The organism is Bacillus sp. ISL-55, from assembly GCF_018613155.1.
GTDB lineage: Bacteria > Bacillota > Bacilli > Bacillales > Cytobacillaceae > Mesobacillus.
In genome coordinates, this window is record NZ_JAGGQU010000018.1 from 96,581 (window position 1) to 113,299 (window position 16,719).

At 42.0% G+C, this 16,719-nt stretch carries 17 protein-coding genes and 1 pseudogene; 4 read left to right on the top strand and 14 right to left on the bottom strand.

Translation table 11 applies throughout. The annotated features are described in order from the left end of the window. Nucleotides 1-62: 62 nt before the first annotated feature. Complete coding sequence (locus J7E32_RS10025) at nt 63-269, bottom strand: zinc ribbon domain-containing protein (protein ID WP_214906916.1); 207 nt, start codon at nt 267-269, stop codon at nt 63-65. A gap of 198 nt (nt 270-467) precedes the next feature. On the opposite strand from J7E32_RS10025, the gene J7E32_RS10030 reads away from it, so the two are divergent. Then, nucleotides 468-1,202: a YwaF family protein gene (locus J7E32_RS10030; RefSeq protein ID WP_214906918.1), complete on the top strand. Its 735-nt coding sequence runs from the start codon at nt 468-470 to the stop codon at nt 1,200-1,202. An 83-nt stretch (nt 1,203-1,285) separates the two neighbouring features. Here J7E32_RS10030 and J7E32_RS10035 read toward each other — a convergent pair whose 3' ends face one another. From J7E32_RS10035 to J7E32_RS10045, 3 genes are all read right to left on the bottom strand, one after another. Further along, entirely contained in the window at nt 1,286-2,029 is a 744-nt protein-coding gene (locus J7E32_RS10035; protein WP_214906920.1) for an alpha/beta hydrolase, read from the bottom strand. A 229-nt stretch (nt 2,030-2,258) separates the two neighbouring features. After that, on the bottom strand, nt 2,259-3,668 hold the full coding sequence (gndA, locus tag J7E32_RS10040; RefSeq protein ID WP_214906922.1) for an NADP-dependent phosphogluconate dehydrogenase: 1,410 nt from the start codon (nt 3,666-3,668) through the stop codon (nt 2,259-2,261). A 132-nt stretch (nt 3,669-3,800) separates the two neighbouring features. Further along, nucleotides 3,801-5,093, bottom strand: coding sequence for a DNA polymerase IV (locus J7E32_RS10045; protein WP_214906925.1), 1,293 nt, complete (start codon nt 5,091-5,093; stop codon nt 3,801-3,803). 807 nt (nt 5,094-5,900) lie between these two features. Here J7E32_RS10045 and J7E32_RS23305 point away from each other — a divergent pair. Together J7E32_RS23305 and J7E32_RS23310 are read left to right on the top strand one after the other, a co-directional pair. Next, nucleotides 5,901-6,053 (top strand): annotated as a pseudogene (locus J7E32_RS23305) (HAMP domain-containing protein); the annotation flags it as partial. 126 nt (nt 6,054-6,179) lie between these two features. Continuing rightward, the gene (locus J7E32_RS23310) at nt 6,180-6,995 is read left to right on the top strand and encodes a methyl-accepting chemotaxis protein (protein ID WP_483297603.1); all 816 of its coding nucleotides are present in this window, start codon (nt 6,180-6,182) and stop codon (nt 6,993-6,995) included. A gap of 59 nt (nt 6,996-7,054) precedes the next feature. Here J7E32_RS23310 and J7E32_RS10055 read toward each other — a convergent pair whose 3' ends face one another. The 4 genes from J7E32_RS10055 to mce all read right to left on the bottom strand — a co-directional run bounded on the left by J7E32_RS10055 (nt 7,055) and on the right by mce (nt 11,441). After that, on the bottom strand, nt 7,055-7,537 hold the full coding sequence (locus tag J7E32_RS10055; protein WP_214906929.1) for a chemotaxis protein CheW: 483 nt from the start codon (nt 7,535-7,537) through the stop codon (nt 7,055-7,057). Nucleotides 7,538-8,279: 742 nt separating this feature from the next. Beyond that, the gene (locus J7E32_RS10060; RefSeq protein ID WP_214906931.1) at nt 8,280-9,401 is read right to left on the bottom strand and encodes a tripeptidase T; all 1,122 of its coding nucleotides are present in this window, start codon (nt 9,399-9,401) and stop codon (nt 8,280-8,282) included. A 74-nt stretch (nt 9,402-9,475) separates the two neighbouring features. Then, nucleotides 9,476-11,026 (bottom strand): acyl-CoA carboxylase subunit beta, encoded by a 1,551-nt coding sequence (locus J7E32_RS10065; RefSeq protein ID WP_214906932.1) that lies wholly within the window; start codon nt 11,024-11,026, stop codon nt 9,476-9,478. 1 nt (nt 11,027) lies between these two features. Beyond that, nucleotides 11,028-11,441: a methylmalonyl-CoA epimerase gene (gene mce, locus J7E32_RS10070; RefSeq protein ID WP_214906933.1), complete on the bottom strand. Its 414-nt coding sequence runs from the start codon at nt 11,439-11,441 to the stop codon at nt 11,028-11,030. A 262-nt stretch (nt 11,442-11,703) separates the two neighbouring features. Between mce and prli42 the strand changes: the two genes are divergently transcribed. Beyond that, entirely contained in the window at nt 11,704-11,799 is a 96-nt protein-coding gene (prli42, locus tag J7E32_RS10075) for a stressosome-associated protein Prli42 (RefSeq protein WP_158651567.1), read from the top strand. Between the two features lie 48 nt (nt 11,800-11,847). Here the strand turns inward: prli42 and J7E32_RS10080 are convergent, their stop codons facing one another. From J7E32_RS10080 to J7E32_RS10105, 6 genes are all read right to left on the bottom strand, one after another. Continuing rightward, the gene (locus J7E32_RS10080; protein WP_214906934.1) at nt 11,848-12,363 is read right to left on the bottom strand and encodes a L,D-transpeptidase; all 516 of its coding nucleotides are present in this window, start codon (nt 12,361-12,363) and stop codon (nt 11,848-11,850) included. Nucleotides 12,364-12,389: 26 nt separating this feature from the next. Further along, nucleotides 12,390-13,379 (bottom strand): aromatic acid exporter family protein, encoded by a 990-nt coding sequence (locus J7E32_RS10085; protein ID WP_214906935.1) that lies wholly within the window; start codon nt 13,377-13,379, stop codon nt 12,390-12,392. A 142-nt stretch (nt 13,380-13,521) separates the two neighbouring features. After that, a complete protein-coding gene (locus tag J7E32_RS10090; RefSeq protein WP_214906936.1) occupies nt 13,522-14,244 on the bottom strand; it encodes an amino acid ABC transporter ATP-binding protein in 723 nt (240 codons plus the stop codon). After that, a complete protein-coding gene (locus J7E32_RS10095) occupies nt 14,237-14,896 on the bottom strand; it encodes an amino acid ABC transporter permease (protein ID WP_214906938.1) in 660 nt (219 codons plus the stop codon). Before J7E32_RS10095 ends, J7E32_RS10090 begins: the two co-directional genes overlap by 8 nt. 83 nt (nt 14,897-14,979) lie before the next feature. Beyond that, a complete protein-coding gene (locus tag J7E32_RS10100; protein ID WP_214906940.1) occupies nt 14,980-15,771 on the bottom strand; it encodes a transporter substrate-binding domain-containing protein in 792 nt (263 codons plus the stop codon). A 217-nt stretch (nt 15,772-15,988) separates the two neighbouring features. After that, nucleotides 15,989-16,426: a BrxA/BrxB family bacilliredoxin gene (locus J7E32_RS10105; RefSeq protein ID WP_214906942.1), complete on the bottom strand. Its 438-nt coding sequence runs from the start codon at nt 16,424-16,426 to the stop codon at nt 15,989-15,991. Nucleotides 16,427-16,719: the final 293 nt, after the last annotated feature.

Here is a 16,719-nt window from a genome sequence, read left to right on the forward strand (position 1 = left end):
GAAATCCCGCCAGGTAACCAGGCGGGATTCTTTGTATTTCTTTAGCTGAAGTAAAGCACTACTCAGCCTCCGAAAAAGAAATCCAGGAGATTGGATCCGGCAGATGCTTCCTTGTTGTAAAACTCCGAGTATCCGCAATTCCTGCAGTACACGACAGTGAACTGGTTATTCTGGATATCAAACATCTTGGACAAGCCCGTTCCCGTCATTGCCACATCCTTCTGACCTGCATCTGTGCTTCCGCACTTAATGCAACCATTTCCTTTCATGTATTCCAACTCCCTTTTATAAGATATAGTTACTTTTACGAATCAAGTAAAATTTAGTTTCACTTTTTCGCCCAAGGAGCTTCTGATCTCGCCATACTTTTGTTGGGCAAGATGCAAGCTTTTCGAATAGAGTCTACATAAAAGAAACCTAAAAGGGATAACTTATGTTTGTTCTATTTTCAAAGTAGAGGTGAAAACATGGAGTGGTTTGGTCACAGTAATCAAGACTTCAATTTCGATATGTTTTCTGCGAGTCATTATACGATATTGGTTATCTGTGTTTTGGTTAATACTATCATTTTTGCTAACCGAAAAAAATTAAGTGATGAAAGATGGAGGAAAGCGGAGCTGGTAACAGCATTGTCCTTAATCTTAATTGAGATCACCAATCATCTTTGGATGTACAAGCATGCTGTCTGGAAAATAGGGCGGTCAATGCCGCTTGAATTATGCAATATTGGCCTTTTGCTCGCAATAGGTTTATTACTGACCAGGAAAAAAATATTTTTCGAGCTTTTGTTTTTCATCGCTTTATTAGGAGCTACACAAGCCATCATCACACCTGCATTAACCTATGACTTTCCCCATTTCCGTTTTTTTCACTTTTTCTATGCCCATTTGATGATTGTCTGGGTGACCCTTTATTTCCTATGGGCGAAAGGTTATTACCCAACCTTCAGTTCTGTGATAAAAGTTGTTCTCTTTATTAATCTGCTGCTGCCAGCAATCCTGTTCATCAATAAGGCAGCTGACGGGAATTACTGGTTTTTACGCCATAAACCGCAAAGTCCCAGCTTCATGGATTTACTCGGACCTTATCCATGGTACATTTTTTCATTGGAGAGTTTACTGGTATTATGGAGTTTAATTGCCTGGCTCTGCATGCGGACCTGGCTAAAAGGAGATAAAAGAACTTCTTATTCAGATTCATGAATGTTTTTTATTATTTGTAAAGCTGGACTTAGAATAAAAAAGCTTGCGGCAGAGCCCGCAAGCCAACTACATTCACTTACCTTCTAAAGTTGTTTTTTAATGAAATCGAGCGTTTTATCAATGATTACTTGCTGGTCGTTATCCAATGTAGCAACATGGTAGCTTTCTTTCATATGATGGATCAATTTTGTTTCTGAGCTGATGAGATCATAAATGGTTTGTGAATTATCAGGCGGGACAACATGGTCTTCGTCGGAAACAAAAATTAAGGCTGGACAAAGAACCTTCGAAAGATCTTCTTTTACAGTTTTCATAAATGGCAATATTTCTTTAACTGATTGAACCGGGGTTTTTTCGTATGCAAGCTCCGTTACTCCCGGCTTCTTGATGTCAGAACCGATAGCGTCCAGGAATCGTGTTCCTTCCAGCTGGAGGACTGGCTCCATTGCCGGTATATCAATGGCCGCATTAATCAGGACAATCCCTCTGATATCTTGATGGTTTTCAGCCATATACAAGGTCAGCTTGCCGCCCATTGACAGCCCAGTCACAAAGATCGTATCACAACGCTCTTTTAACCATTGAAACCCTTCTTCAATCGATGCGATCCAATCTTGATATGTTGTTTGTTCCATGTCTTCATGATGTGTACCATGACCTCTTAATCGCGGTCCGCAAACGGTATAACCCGCAGCTGCATATGCCTCACCCAGGGGCCGCATGCTCTGTGTAGAACCGGTAAAACCATGGGAAACCAATATACCTACCGAATTCCCCTCAAAATAAAACGGTTCTGCGCCTTCAAGAACTCGATAACTTTCTGCCATACTCTTTCCCTCCAATCTTAAATACCACATTTAAAGGTTTCGACTGGGCCTTTTGAAAACCCTCCCTGAATGAATAAAATTACTAATAAAAAAGGCTTCGTAAAGATTGTTGTTAAAATCCTAAAGCCGATTTTAACCTAGATATACGATTTTGTATTCAATAGCAACAAATTTTGAGAAAAGAGCGTAAAAAAAACACAGCGAATATTGAATTCGCTGTGCTGCGTTCTTATTCCATCCATTCAGTGTGGAAAATACCTTCTTTATCGATGCGCTGATAAGTATGGGCTCCGAAATAATCGCGCTGGGCCTGAATCAGGTTGGCCGGCAATGTTTCTGTTCTATAGCTGTCAAAGTATGAAAGGGCAGCAGAGAAGCTTGGCACTGGAATTCCGTTCATAACAGCCGCTGAGATAATTTCACGTAACGACTGCTGGTAGCTATCTGCAATTTCCTTGAAATATGGATCAAGCAGCAGGTTTTTCAGATTAGGGTCGCGGTCATATGCTTCCTTGATTTTTTGCAGGAACTGCGCTCTGATAATGCAGCCTCCACGGAAGATCATCGCGATATCGCCATAACTCAAATCCCATCCGTACTCTTCGGACGCCGCTCTCATTTGCGCGAACCCCTGCGCGTAAGAACAAATTTTGCTCAAGTAAAGAGCCTTGCGGATTGATTCAATGAATGCCTCACGGTCACCATTGAATGGCGATGTTTCTGGTCCAGAGAGTACTTTACTAGCTTCCACTCGCTCTTGCTTCATTGCAGAAATAAAGCGGGCGAAAACCGATTCTGTGATGATTGGCAGCGGTACTCCCAGATCAAGCGCACTCTGGCTTGTCCATTTTCCTGTACCCTTTTGGCCAGCAGTATCTAGAATCATGTCAACAAGCGGCTTGCCTGTCTCGTCATCTTTCTTTGTAAAAATATCAGCCGTTATTTCGATCAAATAGCTGTCAAGCTCACCTTTATTCCATTCTGCAAACACTTCATGCAGCTCTTGGGCACTTAATCCAAGAACATGCTTCAACATGAAGTAGGATTCAGAAATCAGCTGCATGTCGCCGTATTCGATTCCGTTATGAACCATTTTTACATAATGGCCTGCTCCATCCGGCCCAATGTAAGTCGTGCATGCTTCACCATTAACTTTTGCAGATATATCCTGAAAAATCGGCGCAACCAGGTCATATGCTTCTTTTTGTCCGCCAGGCATGATGGAAGGTCCGTGAAGTGCACCTTCCTCCCCTCCTGATACACCTGTACCGATGAAGTGGAACCCAAGCTCGCTCAATTCCTTGTTTCGGCGCTGAGTATCAGCAAAATATGTATTACCACCGTCAATGATGATATCTCCCTTTTCCAGATGAGGCTTCAATTGCTCGATGGTCGCGTCCGTCGCTGCGCCAGCTTTGACCATCAAAAGGATCTTTCGTGGTTTTTCAATCGATTGAACAAACTCCTCAATCGTATAAGTTCCGACGATATTCGTGCCTTTCGTTTCCTCAAGCATTTCATCTGTCTTTTCCCTCGATCGATTATATACAGATACAGAATAACCTCTGCTTTCGATATTCATCGCCAGGTTTTTCCCCATGACAGCGAGACCAATGACACCGATTTGCTGTTTTGACATAGTTCTGCTTCCTCCTTTATGAAACTGTTTTTTTAAATCATACTCATTAATTTAACAATGGACATATGAGGTTGCAAACAATCTGGTTTGTTCCTCTATATTTTGACTTAAGCTGAAGCTGATAAACCTCCATTAAAAATCTTTTTTCTCACTCTCATTACTTCTTCTGCGGTCCTGGAGGAAATCCTTATTAAAACTCGTCCCTGCCCCAGTATTCTCCTTAGTCGGAGGCTTTTTCACCTGTGAGCCAGCACTCTCAATGATATTTTTGCCGTATTTCTCACGCAACTGGCTCATCGTATTGAGTAAAGGTTCCTTTTTTGCATCCTGCTCATAGGAGAATAGGTCGAGCTGCTTGACTGCTTTGTCCGCTTCAAGCAAGTCGGTGCCCGTAATCCCTAGCAGCCGGATAGAATCTCCATTCCAGTGCTTCAGAAAAAGCGTTTTGGCTGCCGTGGCTATTTCTTCCTGCTTAGATACAGGATTCTGCAGTTTCTGGCTTCGGGTGATCGTCTTCCTGTCCTTGAACCGGATCATTACACTAATGGTTGTGGCGACCGCTTCCTTCCTCTTCATCCTGGCAGCTACTTGCTCAGACAGTCTATCCAGAACTTTCAGGAGCTCATGCTGATTCGAAATATCGCGTGGCAGTGTAGTCGAATTGCCGATGCTTTTAAAATCGTACACAGAATCAGGATCCACTTGGCGGTTGTCCTGGCCATTGGCTCTTTCTTTTAATCTTAATCCGTTGATTCCCAGCAGTCCTTTAAGCTGAATTTCATTTGCTGCCGCCAATCCGCCTATTGTATGGATTCCAATACTTTTTAGTTTGTCCGCTGTTTTTGTTCCTACTCCATGCATTTCCCCGACCTCGAGAGGCCACAGGATCCTTGGGATGTCACGCTTTCTTAAGACGGTGATTCCCATTGGCTTCTTCATATCCGAAGCTGTTTTAGCCAGAAATTTATTTGGGGCAACACCTATGCTGCACGGCAGGTCCAACTGTTCAAGGATTCTTTTTTGGATACTTTCAGCTATTTCCAGAGGCGCTCCGAGGTCGGAGCATTCCGTTATATCCATATATCCTTCATCAATGGAAACAGGTTCGACGACATCTGTGTACTGGCGCAAGAGATCGAACATGGCAGCGGATGCTGTACGGTATCTGTCAAAATTGGGTTTTTTTATGATTAAGTCAGGGCATAGCTTCTTGGCTTCCCATAAAGGCATTGTTGTCTTGACCCCGAACTTCCTTGCTTCATAACTGCACGTGACAATTATTCCGCGTCTTTCTTCTGGATTGCCGGCAATAGCCAATGGCTTGCCCTTCAATTCAGGATCGTAAGCCATTTCTACTGAGGCATAAAAGCTATTCATATCAACATGCAAAATGACTTTGCCGTTTTTCGGATACATTTCTTTCATGATCCCACTTCCCAAATATACGTTCCCTTCTAGTGTATCAAAAAAACGATCTCATTACTTATATTGAGATTCTTTAAGGGTAGAGTCGAGTTTTGAACATTGTGTGAAGAAAAGCGGCAAAACGTTAAATATTTTGATGGAATACCCGATAAATAATCATAAGGATATAGAAAAGATGGGGGAATTTTTATGCAGCATTGGTCCATTGGCAGAAAGTATGCAACCGTTTTCGCGTTTATAATGGTTATTTTTCTAGGTAGCTTCATTTATTTGACGACTGTTTTATCTAACCTGCAGAATGCAATCAACCTTGCCGAGGAAAAAAGTGATTATGCGATTATGATAAGTGAAATGGGATCTTCTTTCCGCCAGAAATATATTATTATTACAGACTACATAACTGAACCAAAACCGGAGCTGCTTACGGCGTATGAAAAAGAGGCTGAGCAATTTAGTGCTTCATCAAAAAAGCTGCAAAAATATGTGAAATCAAAAGAGGCAAAAACTTTACTTAATGCGATTATGAAAATAGACCAGCATATGGATAAAGTGTGGGAAGAAGATATCTTGATGACTGTCTCAGAATTCCAACAGAACTTTGAACAGGTTGATATTTATACCCAGATCAGCTTGACGAACAAAGCAGAAACCATTCGTGATATGAACATCGAAAAGTTAAGTGCCATCAGGCTAACGATCCTTGATGACAGAACAAAAATCATGAAGGAAACCTATACTTCGATAGCTTCGATGATCAGAAACACTTTTATCCTTATCATATTTGCATTCATTATTTCATCTGTATCCATGTACTTTGTGTCACGCAACATCAGCAAGAACCTCAAAAATGTGGTCGCTTATTGCAAAAGACTCGCTAATGGTGAATTAAATGTTAAAGCATTGGAAGCAAAGAGTAAGGATGAAGTTGGACAAATTATCATTGCCATGAACCAGCTATCAGGAAACCTGAAAACTTCCATTTCAAACATCCTGTCCTCGTCCGACCAGGTAACTGAGATGTCCCGGAACCTAAAACTTAATGCAGAAGCTACAACTGAGGCCAACAATGAAATTACAACATCGATCATGCAGGTGGCATCTTCATCTGACGAACAAGTCAAAATCTCAGAACGAACAAATGAAGCGGTAGAAAATGTCTCTTCACAATTAATCGAAGTTACCGGATCCTTAAAAGAGACGCTTTATACAACCTCTAGCACAAAGGATAAAATCGAAGAAGGCAAACAGTATGCGTTTAACGTGACTGAACAAATGGATCAGATCAATGGCAAAGTATCCGAGTTAGCGAATGTGATCCACTCTTTGAAAAACAATTCTCAGGAAATCCATAGAATTATTGAAATCATTACTGAAATTTCAAATCAAACTAATTTACTGGCTTTGAATGCAGCAATTGAAGCAGCCAGGGCCGGTGAGCACGGAAAAGGGTTTGGTGTCGTCGCGCAGGAGGTTCGCAAACTCGCTGAACAGTCAGCTGGTGCAGCAGACAGTATCCGCACCATCCTTGAGCAGACTGGCAAAGAAACAAACCAGGCTGTAAGCGTCATGGATGAAAGCCAGGCAACCGTACTAAAAGGCAATGAGCTTGTGGAGAAAGTAGCCACAATTTTCGCAGAGATCGCCGAATCAATTGAGGAAGTAAGCCTAAAGGGCAACACGGTAAGCCATGCAGTCATCAATGCTAATGAAAAGATGGAATCCATGGCACAATCTGCTAATGAAGTGATTACCGCATCCTCAAGATCCGCGCTATTCCTCGAGCAGGTAGCAGCAACAACAGAAGAACAGAATGCAACGATGCAGGAGCTTTTGGAATCATCCAGCAAGCTGTCAAGCATGGCCGAAGACCTGAGAAAGTCATTCTCCAGTTTTAAGTTATAGACAAAAACAAGCTGACCTAGAGGTCAGCTTGTTTTTTAATTTTTTCCCAAATAACTGCTCTAGTTATGCAGCTCTTGCTTTTGGTTTTGCATATAATCCTTTATTTCTTTGATGCCTTCAAGGGATTGGATCAATGTTTCAGGGTCGATCAACATGATCATCCGTTTATCAAAATTAGCTACACCCGTAATGAAGCTTGTCTTCTGATATGCGAGAAGGCCCGGCTGTTTTAGATTCTCAGCCGGAATTTCAAGGATTTCCTTCGCATCCCTTACAAGGACGCCGATTGAAATTTCGGCTGTCTCTATCACAATCAGCCTGGTTTTGTCTTCAACTTGAATATCCCGGTTGTACAGCACCTTTTCCAGGTCAATGACCGGAATCAACTCTCCCCTTACTTTTGTGATTCCTGTTACATAATCAGGCATATGCGGGATTGCTGTCATTCCTTCCATTTTTTCAATAGAAACGACATAAAGAATCGGAAATGCATATTCTTCATTCCCTGCTTCGAAGACTACAGTCTTATTGCTCTCAGCCATGTGAGTCCACACCCTTTTAAAATTTTTCTATCACTCTATGTATGTAGATTAAATGGTTCGCTGATGAATGATGTAGTTGGTATACAAGCCATTCTAAGTATTATATCGGTTTCAACAAGTCCAACTTTAGGAGTTTTAAGTCATGCGCATGTTTTAATGGACATTTTGATTTCGTGTATCTTCCAAAATGTCTATTAAAGCATCTTTATTGGACATTTTGATGGCTCATTCTTTTCAAAATGTCTATGAAACCACGTTTTTTGGACATTTCGGTGGCTCACTCTTCTCAAAATGTCTATTAAAACCTGTTTCTTGGACATTTCGAGGCCTTTCTCTTCCCAAAATGTCTATTAAAACCTGTTTCTTGGACATTTCACGGCCTTCCTCTTCCCGAAATGTCTATTAAAACCTGTTTATTGGACATTTCGAGAGCTCACTCTTCTTAAAATGTCTATTAAACCACGTTTATTGGACATTTCGAGGGATCACTCTTTTCAAAATGTCTATTAAACCCTGTTTTTTGGACATTTCGAGGGATCACTCTTTTCAAAATGTCTATTAAACCACGTTTATTGGACATTTCCAGGAGTCACCCTTTTCAAAATGTCTATTAAACCCTGTTCATTGGACATTTTGAGGGCTCATACTTTGGGAAATGTCTATAATCCCTCTTCTCTTGGACATAGACATAGTGCATATTCCAATAAACAAAGGGCTCCCTGACAAGGAAGCCCTTCAATTCTTATTGTGCTGCTACTTCTTCAATTAATGCGATGACCATCTCGGCAAGCTTATTGAGCTCTTCGATAGGCATTCTTTCGTTTGTAGTGTGGATTTCTTCATACCCTACAGCAAGGTTGACGGTTGGGATGCCGAAGCCTGCAATGACATTTGCGTCGCTTCCGCCGCCACTGTGCAGCAATTCTGAGCTTCTGCCGATTTTTGCGGCTGCTTTTTTAGCAAGTTCAACGACCAGATCACCTTCACCGAATTTGAAGCCTGGGTACATTACCTGGACATCGACATCTGCCTTTCCGCCCATTTCCTGTGCAGCTGATTCGAATGCTTCTTTCATTTTTGCTACTTGCGCTTCCATCTTTTCAGGGATAAGAGAACGCGCTTCTGCAAGGATCTCTACATGGTCGCAGACGATATTTGTCTGTGTACCACCCTGAAAACGGCCGATATTCGCAGTAGTTTCTTCATCAATGCGGCCAAGCGGCATTCTTGCAACAGCCTTGGCAGCAATCGTGATTGCGGAAACACCTTTTTCTGGAGCAACACCTGCGTGAGCAGTTTTACCATGGATGACGGCTGCAACTTTTGCTTGCGTTGGCGCTGCAACAATAATATTTCCAACCTTGCCATCACTGTCAAGTGCATAACCATATTTCGCTTTTACTAAAGAAGAATCCAATGCTTTTGCGCCAACGAGACCTGATTCTTCTCCGACAGTAATGATGAATTGGATCGTTCCATGCGGAATTGATTGTTCCTTCAGGACGCGAATTGTCTCAAGCATGACCGCTAGTCCAGTCTTATCATCAGCTCCAAGGATTGTCGTTCCATCAGTCACGACATACCCATCCTTAATCGATGGCTTAACTCCCTTGGCAGGAATGACAGTATCCATATGAGAAGTAAAGTAGATTGTATCTACACCTTCTTTTGTACCTTGCAAAGTACAGATCAGGTTTCCTGCTCCATGACCAGTTTGTGCAGTTGTATCGTCCTCGAAAACCTCTACTCCCAGGTCCTCGAATTTTTTCTTCAAGACGCGTGCAATTTCAGTTTCATACTTTGTTTCAGAGTCAATTTGGACAAGCTCTAAAAACTCATTCAATAAACGTTCGTTATTAATCATCCTAGCCGACCTCCAATTATGTATATACTATTAGAGTATAACGCTAATCGAATCTCAACACCAAATACGAAATCCTATAGCGGGATGTTGCCGTGCTTCTTGCCCGGTCTGTCTTCCTTCTTTGTCCGAAGCATTTCAAGCGACTGAATCAATTTGATTCGCGTTTCGCGCGGATCGATAACATCATCGACCATCCCCTGGCTTGCAGCGACATATGGATTCGCAAATTTCTCACGATACTCATCGATCTTCTGCTGCCTTGTCTGTTCAGGATTGTCGCTGTTCTGGATTTCCTTCGCAAAAATAATATTGGCAGCTCCCTGAGGCCCCATTACAGCAATCTCAGCATTCGGCCATGCAAAAACAAGATCGGCACCAATGGACTTGCTGTTCAAAGCAACATATGCTCCTCCGTATGCTTTTCGTAAAATAACAGTTAGTTTCGGCACTGTTGCTTCTGAATAAGCATACAGTATTTTCGCGCCATGACGGATGATGCCTCCATGCTCCTGTTTGATGCCTGGGAAGAAACCAGTCACGTCTTCAAATGTAATAATCGGAATATTGAAGGAATCACAGAATCTAATAAAGCGTGATGCTTTATCGGAAGAATCGATATCAAGTCCGCCTGCCATTACCTTCGGCTGGTTGCAGACAAGGCCAACGACCTCTCCTTTAATCCTTGCAAGACCGATGACGATATTTTTTGCGAAATCCTTTTGTATTTCAAGGAATGAATCGGTGTCGACCACCTGCTCAATTACCTTGCGCACATCATATGGACGGACCGCGTCAAATGGAATGGTATCCGTCAAGTCTGGACGATAGTCATCCTTTTCATCTGCTTCAAGGCGCGGAGGCTTTTCTTCATAGTTTTGCGGCAGATAGCTTAACAACAGCCTGACCTGCTCCAGAGTTTCTTCCTCAGACTGGCCATGGAAATGCGCATTGCCGCTGATCGTATTATGGACAATTGCACCGCCTAGATCTTCTGCAGAAATCTTCTCCCCGGTAACCGTTTCAATTACTTTTGGACCGGTGATGAACATCTGGCTCGTTTTTTCGACCATGAAAACAAAATCCGTAATAGCTGGGGAGTATACTGCCCCGCCGGCACACGGGCCCATAATCACGGAAATTTGCGGAATTACTCCAGAATAAATAGAGTTGCGGTAGAAAATATGTCCGTAGCCATCTAGCGAAACGACACCCTCCTGAATCCTTGCTCCGCCGGAATCATTCAACCCTACAAATGGGGCACCATTTTTGGCTGCCAGATCCATGACATTGGCGATTTTCTTTGCATGCATTTCACCTAATGCCCCTCCGAACACGGTGAAATCCTGCGAAAACAAATAAATCGGCCTGCCATTGACCTTTCCGTAACCCGTTACAACGCCATCCCCAGGTCCCTTCTGGTTTTCCAGCCCAAAATCCGTGCTGCGATGCTGAATAAAAGGATTCAATTCAACAAAACTTCCTGGATCGACAAGCAGCTCAATTCTTTCACGAGCAGTCAGCTTTCCTTTTTCATGCTGCTTTTCAATCCGCTCATCACCGCCGCCTAGTTCGATTTCCCTGCGGCGATCATATAGTTCATTAATTTTCTCATAGATGTCTGGCATTCTATTCAGCCTCCCCGTTTTTCTCGCAAAGTTCGTAAAGAACGCTTCCTGTCGATTTTGGATGCATGAATGCGACAAGCGCTCCCCCGGCACCTTTTTTAGGAACATCCTGTATCATTTTGATGCCATTTTCCTTCATATCATTGATTCTTTCCTGGATTGACTCTACACCAAGCGCGACATGGTGAATTCCTTCCCCACGTTTTTTAATAAAGGATGCGATAGCGCTTTCATCAGATAAAGGTTCCAAGAGCTCAAGCTTCGTTTCCCCGGCTTTTAAAAAAGCTACTTTGACCTTCTCACTTTCTACTTCCTCAACCCCCAATAACGGCAGCTTCAGCACATCTGTATAAAATGGGAGGGCATGCTCAATAGATTTGACAGCAATGCCGATATGGTCGACCTTTTTAATCATGTGATTCCCTCCAAATACTATTTAAATATATTTAATCATTTTAATATTCTATAAAAATGTCACAAATCCTTCTTATTTAAATATTGATTATCGAATTAAGGGCTGACATACTATTCATGTTCAGTTTTATACTACTACACTAACATAAAAATCAGAGAATATTTGACAAAAATGCATCTCTTAAAAAGGGTTGTTGAATTCAATAAGTGGTTGTAAAATAATAGTGATAGATAGCGTAAGCTTTGGAAGGGGGATTTCTATTATGCGTAAGCCAAATATCAGGAAGGTCGTAGTATACGTGATGCTCTTTACTATGCTTGCTTCAACCCTTCTTATGGGATTATCAACATTCCTATAATAACTTTTAAATAATCAAAGGGCTGTCAACTAAATTGACAGCCCTTTTTCATTCCCTGATTGCTCCATATTCTTTTGCTAGCTCTGTAAAATCCTTTGAAGTTGAAGTAACCAGGATCTTTGTTCCTAATGGTATGTAATCGTACAATGACTCAACCGCCTCATTTTGAAGGCGGACGCAGCCCTGGGATATTTTTTTGCCGATGCTCGAGGGATCATTCGTTCCATGTATACCGTATATTCGGCCATCCGTATCCTCAGCGTCGAATCCAATCCACCTGCTGCCAAGAGGATTGTTGGGATCACCGCCCGGAATATCCTTTTTCCGGTAATATGGTTCAGGAGCTTTGACAGTGACGGTAAATAAACCTTCGGGTGTCAGCTCCTCTGATTTACCAGTTGCTGCGCTGACCACCGTCTGGACTCTGTTTTCATTGATCAGTGCGACCTCATTTGTCTGCTTATTCACAATCACAAATGGATCTCCAGGCAGCGGGTTGGTACCCAGCGGCCAAATAGGTGAAAAAATGAACGCTGCTAGAAGCATAGAAATAAACACTGGCATGTTAATCCCTCCGTGGTCTATTTCCGTTAGTTTGTCACGGCAGCCTCACTTTTATCCTCCCTAGTCTTCAAGCCTTTAAATGACCGTTTCAACAATAGGAATTGTTCCATTTCATTAACAAAATGAAGCAGCGCGGCCCTCGCTTCGAACTCTTCTCTTGTTTTCGGAAGCTCCATATTCTCAAACTCCGTTTTCATCCTCATTAATTTATCCAGGTAAATAAGTACTGTATTGCCAGGATGAATCCCTTTCGACAGCGACTCGATAAACTCAGCGACAATATTAGCCTGTTCCACATGTTTTGGAATAGAAGTGATGGATGGAAGAACTCTTTCAATGATTTCAAATTGCTTCTCTCTGATTTTAAAATATTGATAATATAAATTTTCATCTCTTAAAAAATGATTTTCTACGTCCTGGATGGCAAGTGCCTTTGCCTTCTCAATCAGCCTCGCAGTTTCGGTAAGCTCCCGGCCATCCCAGCTTGAATCCTGATTTTTAAGGTATAGGGCAATTTCACCGAAAATCTTTTTGAAATGAGCTTCAATGCCTCTTTGGTACTCTTCCAGCTTGTTATCGACACTTGGCATATATAGATTCATGATCAATGCAACACCAATCCCGATCGTAATGATCCCCAGTTCGTTCAATAAAAGTTCTCCAGTTACTTTTTCAGCCGAGTAGATATGCATGATGATGACACTGCTAGAAACAACGCCTTCCTTTGCCCTAAACATGACTACAGTCGGAATGAAGAATAACAATAACAGTCCGATGACAATCGGATGGTAAGCAATTCCCTCAAAAAACACCGCAGAGAACGCCATCGCAATGATACAGGCCAGGAACCGATGCCACGAGGCCTGCAGTGAGCGTTTCTTTGTCACCTGGATACAAAGAATCGTCAAAATACCTGCAGACACATAATTTCCAAAGCCGAGGTACTGGGCAATAATGATTGAAACCGCCGTACCCAAAGCTGTTTTTAACGTCCGATAACCAATTCTGAATTTCACATTCTATTCTCCTATCAGTAAAACTTATACCGTTTAAATCCCGCCTTACACTCGGGAAATAAAAAGATGATCATACCTTCAAGATATGATCATCCATTAGTTTATCAGATACGTCATGCTTTATAAAAGCACCGCATCCATCTTATAGCATTTTTTCGAGGAACTCTTTTGCCCTGCTGCTTTTTGGGCTGCTGAAGAATTCTGCTGGAGGTGCATCCTCAACAAGTACTCCACCATCAAGGAACAGCACACGGTCCGCTACTTCACGGGCAAAACCCATTTCGTGGGTAACGATTGCCATTGTCATGCCTGTGTGAGCCAGCGACTTCATGACTTCAAGAACTTCTTTGACCATTTCAGGATCAAGGGCGGAGGTTGGCTCATCAAAGAGCATCACTTCTGGATCCATCGCAAGGGCTCTGGCAATTGCTACACGCTGTTTTTGACCGCCTGACAGTCTGTTTGGATATTCATGTGCTTTTTCGGAAAGACCGACCTTTTTAAGAAGCTCTATTCCGTGACTTTCAGCTTCAGCCTTCGCCAATCCTTTAACCTTGATTGGCGCGTATGTGATGTTTTGCAATACGGTCATATGCGGAAAGAGGTGAAAGTGCTGGAATACCATACCGACGTTTTCACGAACTTTCATGATATTGGTTTTCTTATCAGTAATTTCATCGCCATCAATCATAATCCGCCCGCTTGTCGGCTGCTCGAGTAAATTCAGGCAGCGGAGGAATGTTGATTTACCCGAACCGGATGGGCCGATGATTGCGACTACTTCTCCATTTTCTATTTCTGTAGAAATGCCTTTCAAGACTTCTAGTTTGCCAAATGATTTATGAAGGCCGTGTACTTTAATCACTTTGTCTCAATCTCCTTTCCACTGCCTTGCCAATCATTGTCAAGGTAATGACCATTACATAATAGATAAGCCCTGCAAAGATTAGCGGTTCAAAAAACCTGTACTGATCTCCGCCGACAATATATGACCTGCGCATAATATCATCCACCGCAATGACGGTCACTATCGCCGATTCCTTTGTAAGAGTGATGAATTCATTCATCAATGCCGGCAGGATGTTTTTCATCGCCTGAGGCAGGATGATGTCACGCATCATTCTCTCTCCAGGAACGCCCAGTGCCATTGCGGCTTCTTTTTGCCCTTTATCGACAGCTAAAATCCCTGCCCTGATGATTTCTGAAATATAGGCTGCCGAGTTTAAAGAGAATGATGCTACAGCAGCTGTATAGGAGGCAATCTCGAATCCAATAAGCTGGGGCAGTCCATAATAGATGATCATCAATTGGAGAATTAACGGAGTTCCGCGGAAAACTGATGTATAAGCATCCGCAAACCAGTTAAGTGCCTTTGATTTACTGATTTTGAAGATTGCCAGGACAATCCCAAAAGCAAAGCCAAGCAGCCCTGCTACAAGTACTATTTTTAAAGTGACGCCGATTCCCTTCAGTATATATGGCAATGAAGGAAGGATGGCGGTAAAATCAAGATTCATAGTCTTAACAGCCCTCTCTATCTATTTCTTGAAGGAGAAAGGCGTCCAGAAGACATAAGCATTCTGAACGCCTGTTTTGATTCTTACTTTTCTCCGCCAAACCATTTAACGATCAATTTGTCTACTTCGCCATTTTCCATTTTTTCTTTAAGTACTTTGTTAAACTCTTCCGTCAGCTTGCTTCCTTTAGGGAAGGCAATCGCTGAACCGGCTTCTTCTTCGTTCCCATCTTCAATCGTAAATCCAGCAAGGTCAGGATTATTCTTGAAATACCCCACTGCTACCGTATCCTCAATGATCGCTGCATCAATGCGTCCAGCTTTGATTTCCTGGACTAGTTCAGGAATTCTTGTGCGTTTTTCAATCTTGATTTCCACAGTCTCAGCAATTTTTTCAGCTTCTTCTTCTTGAATAGAAGAAAGTTGGACACCGACAGTCTTTCCATTTAGATCTTCGATTGATTTAATGTTACTATCTTTTGCAGAAACGATCATATGTTTCGCTGTATAGTAAACATCAGTGAAGTCAACATTCTCTTTACGCTCTGGAGTTGGAGTCATGCCTGCCATGACAAAGTCAACTCGGTCTGCCTGGATCGCACCAATAAGGCCGTTGAAATCCATATCCTTGATTTCTACTTCATAGCCCAGTTCATTTGCAATCAGATTTGCCAGATCTACATCAAAACCAATAATTTCATCACTTGTAGCTGTTTCTACATATTCAAATGGCGGATAGTCAGCTGAAGTACCCATTTTAAGGACTTTCTTTTCTTCTCCACCTTCGCCTGAAGTTTTTTCAGTGCTTGTCCCGCATGCTGCGAGAACTCCCAATAATAATATGCTCATCAATAAAACTGAAATTGCCTTTTTCATCTTTTGTTTTCCCCCTATAATGTCTATTCTGTAATTTTATACAATTTTATTAATATATTAGCTATAAACCTATTGAATATCTGTATATTAACTAATATTTATTAACTAAATTGTATTTTAACACATATTAATAAATATGCAATAATATTTTTAAATATAAATAGCCTGAATTTTATCCATAAAAAAAGAACCCCGGCAAAACGGGATTCTTCAGCACTTACATTTCTTCGCAATATTCTTCGAATGCATTTTGCAGTTTGTTTACGACTTGCATTGGATCGTGGCCTTCGATTTCATGACGTTCGACCATTGTGCAAAGTTTCCCGTCCTTCAGCAATGCGAAAGATGGGGATGATGGCGGATAGCCAGTGAAATAGCTTCGTGCTTTTTCTGTCGCTTCCTTATCCTGGCCGGCGAAAACCGTCACAAGATGATCTGGACGCTTATCATAGTGAACAGCATGTGCTGCTGCAGGGCGGGCAATACCTCCGGCGCAACCGCAAACTGAGTTTACCATTACAAGTGTTGTGCCTTCTTTGGCCAATGCTTGTTCTACTTCTTCGCTCGTTGTTAATTCTGTATATCCAGCTGCACCAATTTCCTGGCGAGCCTGGCGGACTACATCATTCATGAAAAAATTGAAATCCATGCTCATCGATACATCTCTCCTCTGCTGTATAGTAACTAGTACATAAATATATGATACCAATTAAAATAAATTTTTCAAAGTATGTTTAACTCTTATGGATTCCGGGAAAGTTAACAATACAGCTAGATCCATACCCCTAAACTCCCTAGATGAAGGACAACGGACATTCCGTTGTCCGCTTTTTTTTGCTTGATCACGTAAATGCTTTTTGAGTTCTGATCATAATGAATATCTCTAGAATACAATTTTGAAAAATAAGAGGGCACCCAAAATACATTAAACTTTTGTGCGCCCTTTCT

Coding starts and splice junctions, on each gene's coding strand:
- J7E32_RS10030 (WP_214906918.1), top strand. CDS start 468: ATGGAGTGGTTTGGTCACAGTAATCAAGACTTCAATTTCGATATGTTT.
- J7E32_RS10060 (WP_214906931.1), bottom strand. CDS start 9,401: ATGATTAATAACGAACGTTTATTGAATGAGTTTTTAGAGCTTGTCCAA.
- mce (WP_214906933.1), bottom strand. CDS start 11,441: ATGATTAAAAAGGTCGACCATATCGGCATTGCTGTCAAATCTATTGAG.
- J7E32_RS10035 (WP_214906920.1), bottom strand. CDS start 2,029: ATGGCAGAAAGTTATCGAGTTCTTGAAGGCGCAGAACCGTTTTATTTT.
- gndA (WP_214906922.1), bottom strand. CDS start 3,668: ATGTCAAAACAGCAAATCGGTGTCATTGGTCTCGCTGTCATGGGGAAA.
- J7E32_RS10045 (WP_214906925.1), bottom strand. CDS start 5,093: ATGAAAGAAATGTATCCGAAAAACGGCAAAGTCATTTTGCATGTTGAT.
- J7E32_RS10080 (WP_214906934.1), bottom strand. CDS start 12,363: ATGCCAGTGTTTATTTCTATGCTTCTAGCAGCGTTCATTTTTTCACCT.
- J7E32_RS10095 (WP_214906938.1), bottom strand. CDS start 14,896: ATGAATCTTGATTTTACCGCCATCCTTCCTTCATTGCCATATATACTG.
- J7E32_RS23310 (WP_483297603.1), top strand. CDS start 6,180: ATGCAGGTGGCATCTTCATCTGACGAACAAGTCAAAATCTCAGAACGA.
- prli42 (WP_158651567.1), top strand. CDS start 11,704: ATGCGTAAGCCAAATATCAGGAAGGTCGTAGTATACGTGATGCTCTTT.
- J7E32_RS10100 (WP_214906940.1), bottom strand. CDS start 15,771: ATGAAAAAGGCAATTTCAGTTTTATTGATGAGCATATTATTATTGGGA.
- J7E32_RS10105 (WP_214906942.1), bottom strand. CDS start 16,426: ATGAGCATGGATTTCAATTTTTTCATGAATGATGTAGTCCGCCAGGCT.
- J7E32_RS10025 (WP_214906916.1), bottom strand. CDS start 269: ATGAAAGGAAATGGTTGCATTAAGTGCGGAAGCACAGATGCAGGTCAG.
- J7E32_RS10065 (WP_214906932.1), bottom strand. CDS start 11,026: ATGCCAGACATCTATGAGAAAATTAATGAACTATATGATCGCCGCAGG.
- J7E32_RS10055 (WP_214906929.1), bottom strand. CDS start 7,537: ATGGCTGAGAGCAATAAGACTGTAGTCTTCGAAGCAGGGAATGAAGAA.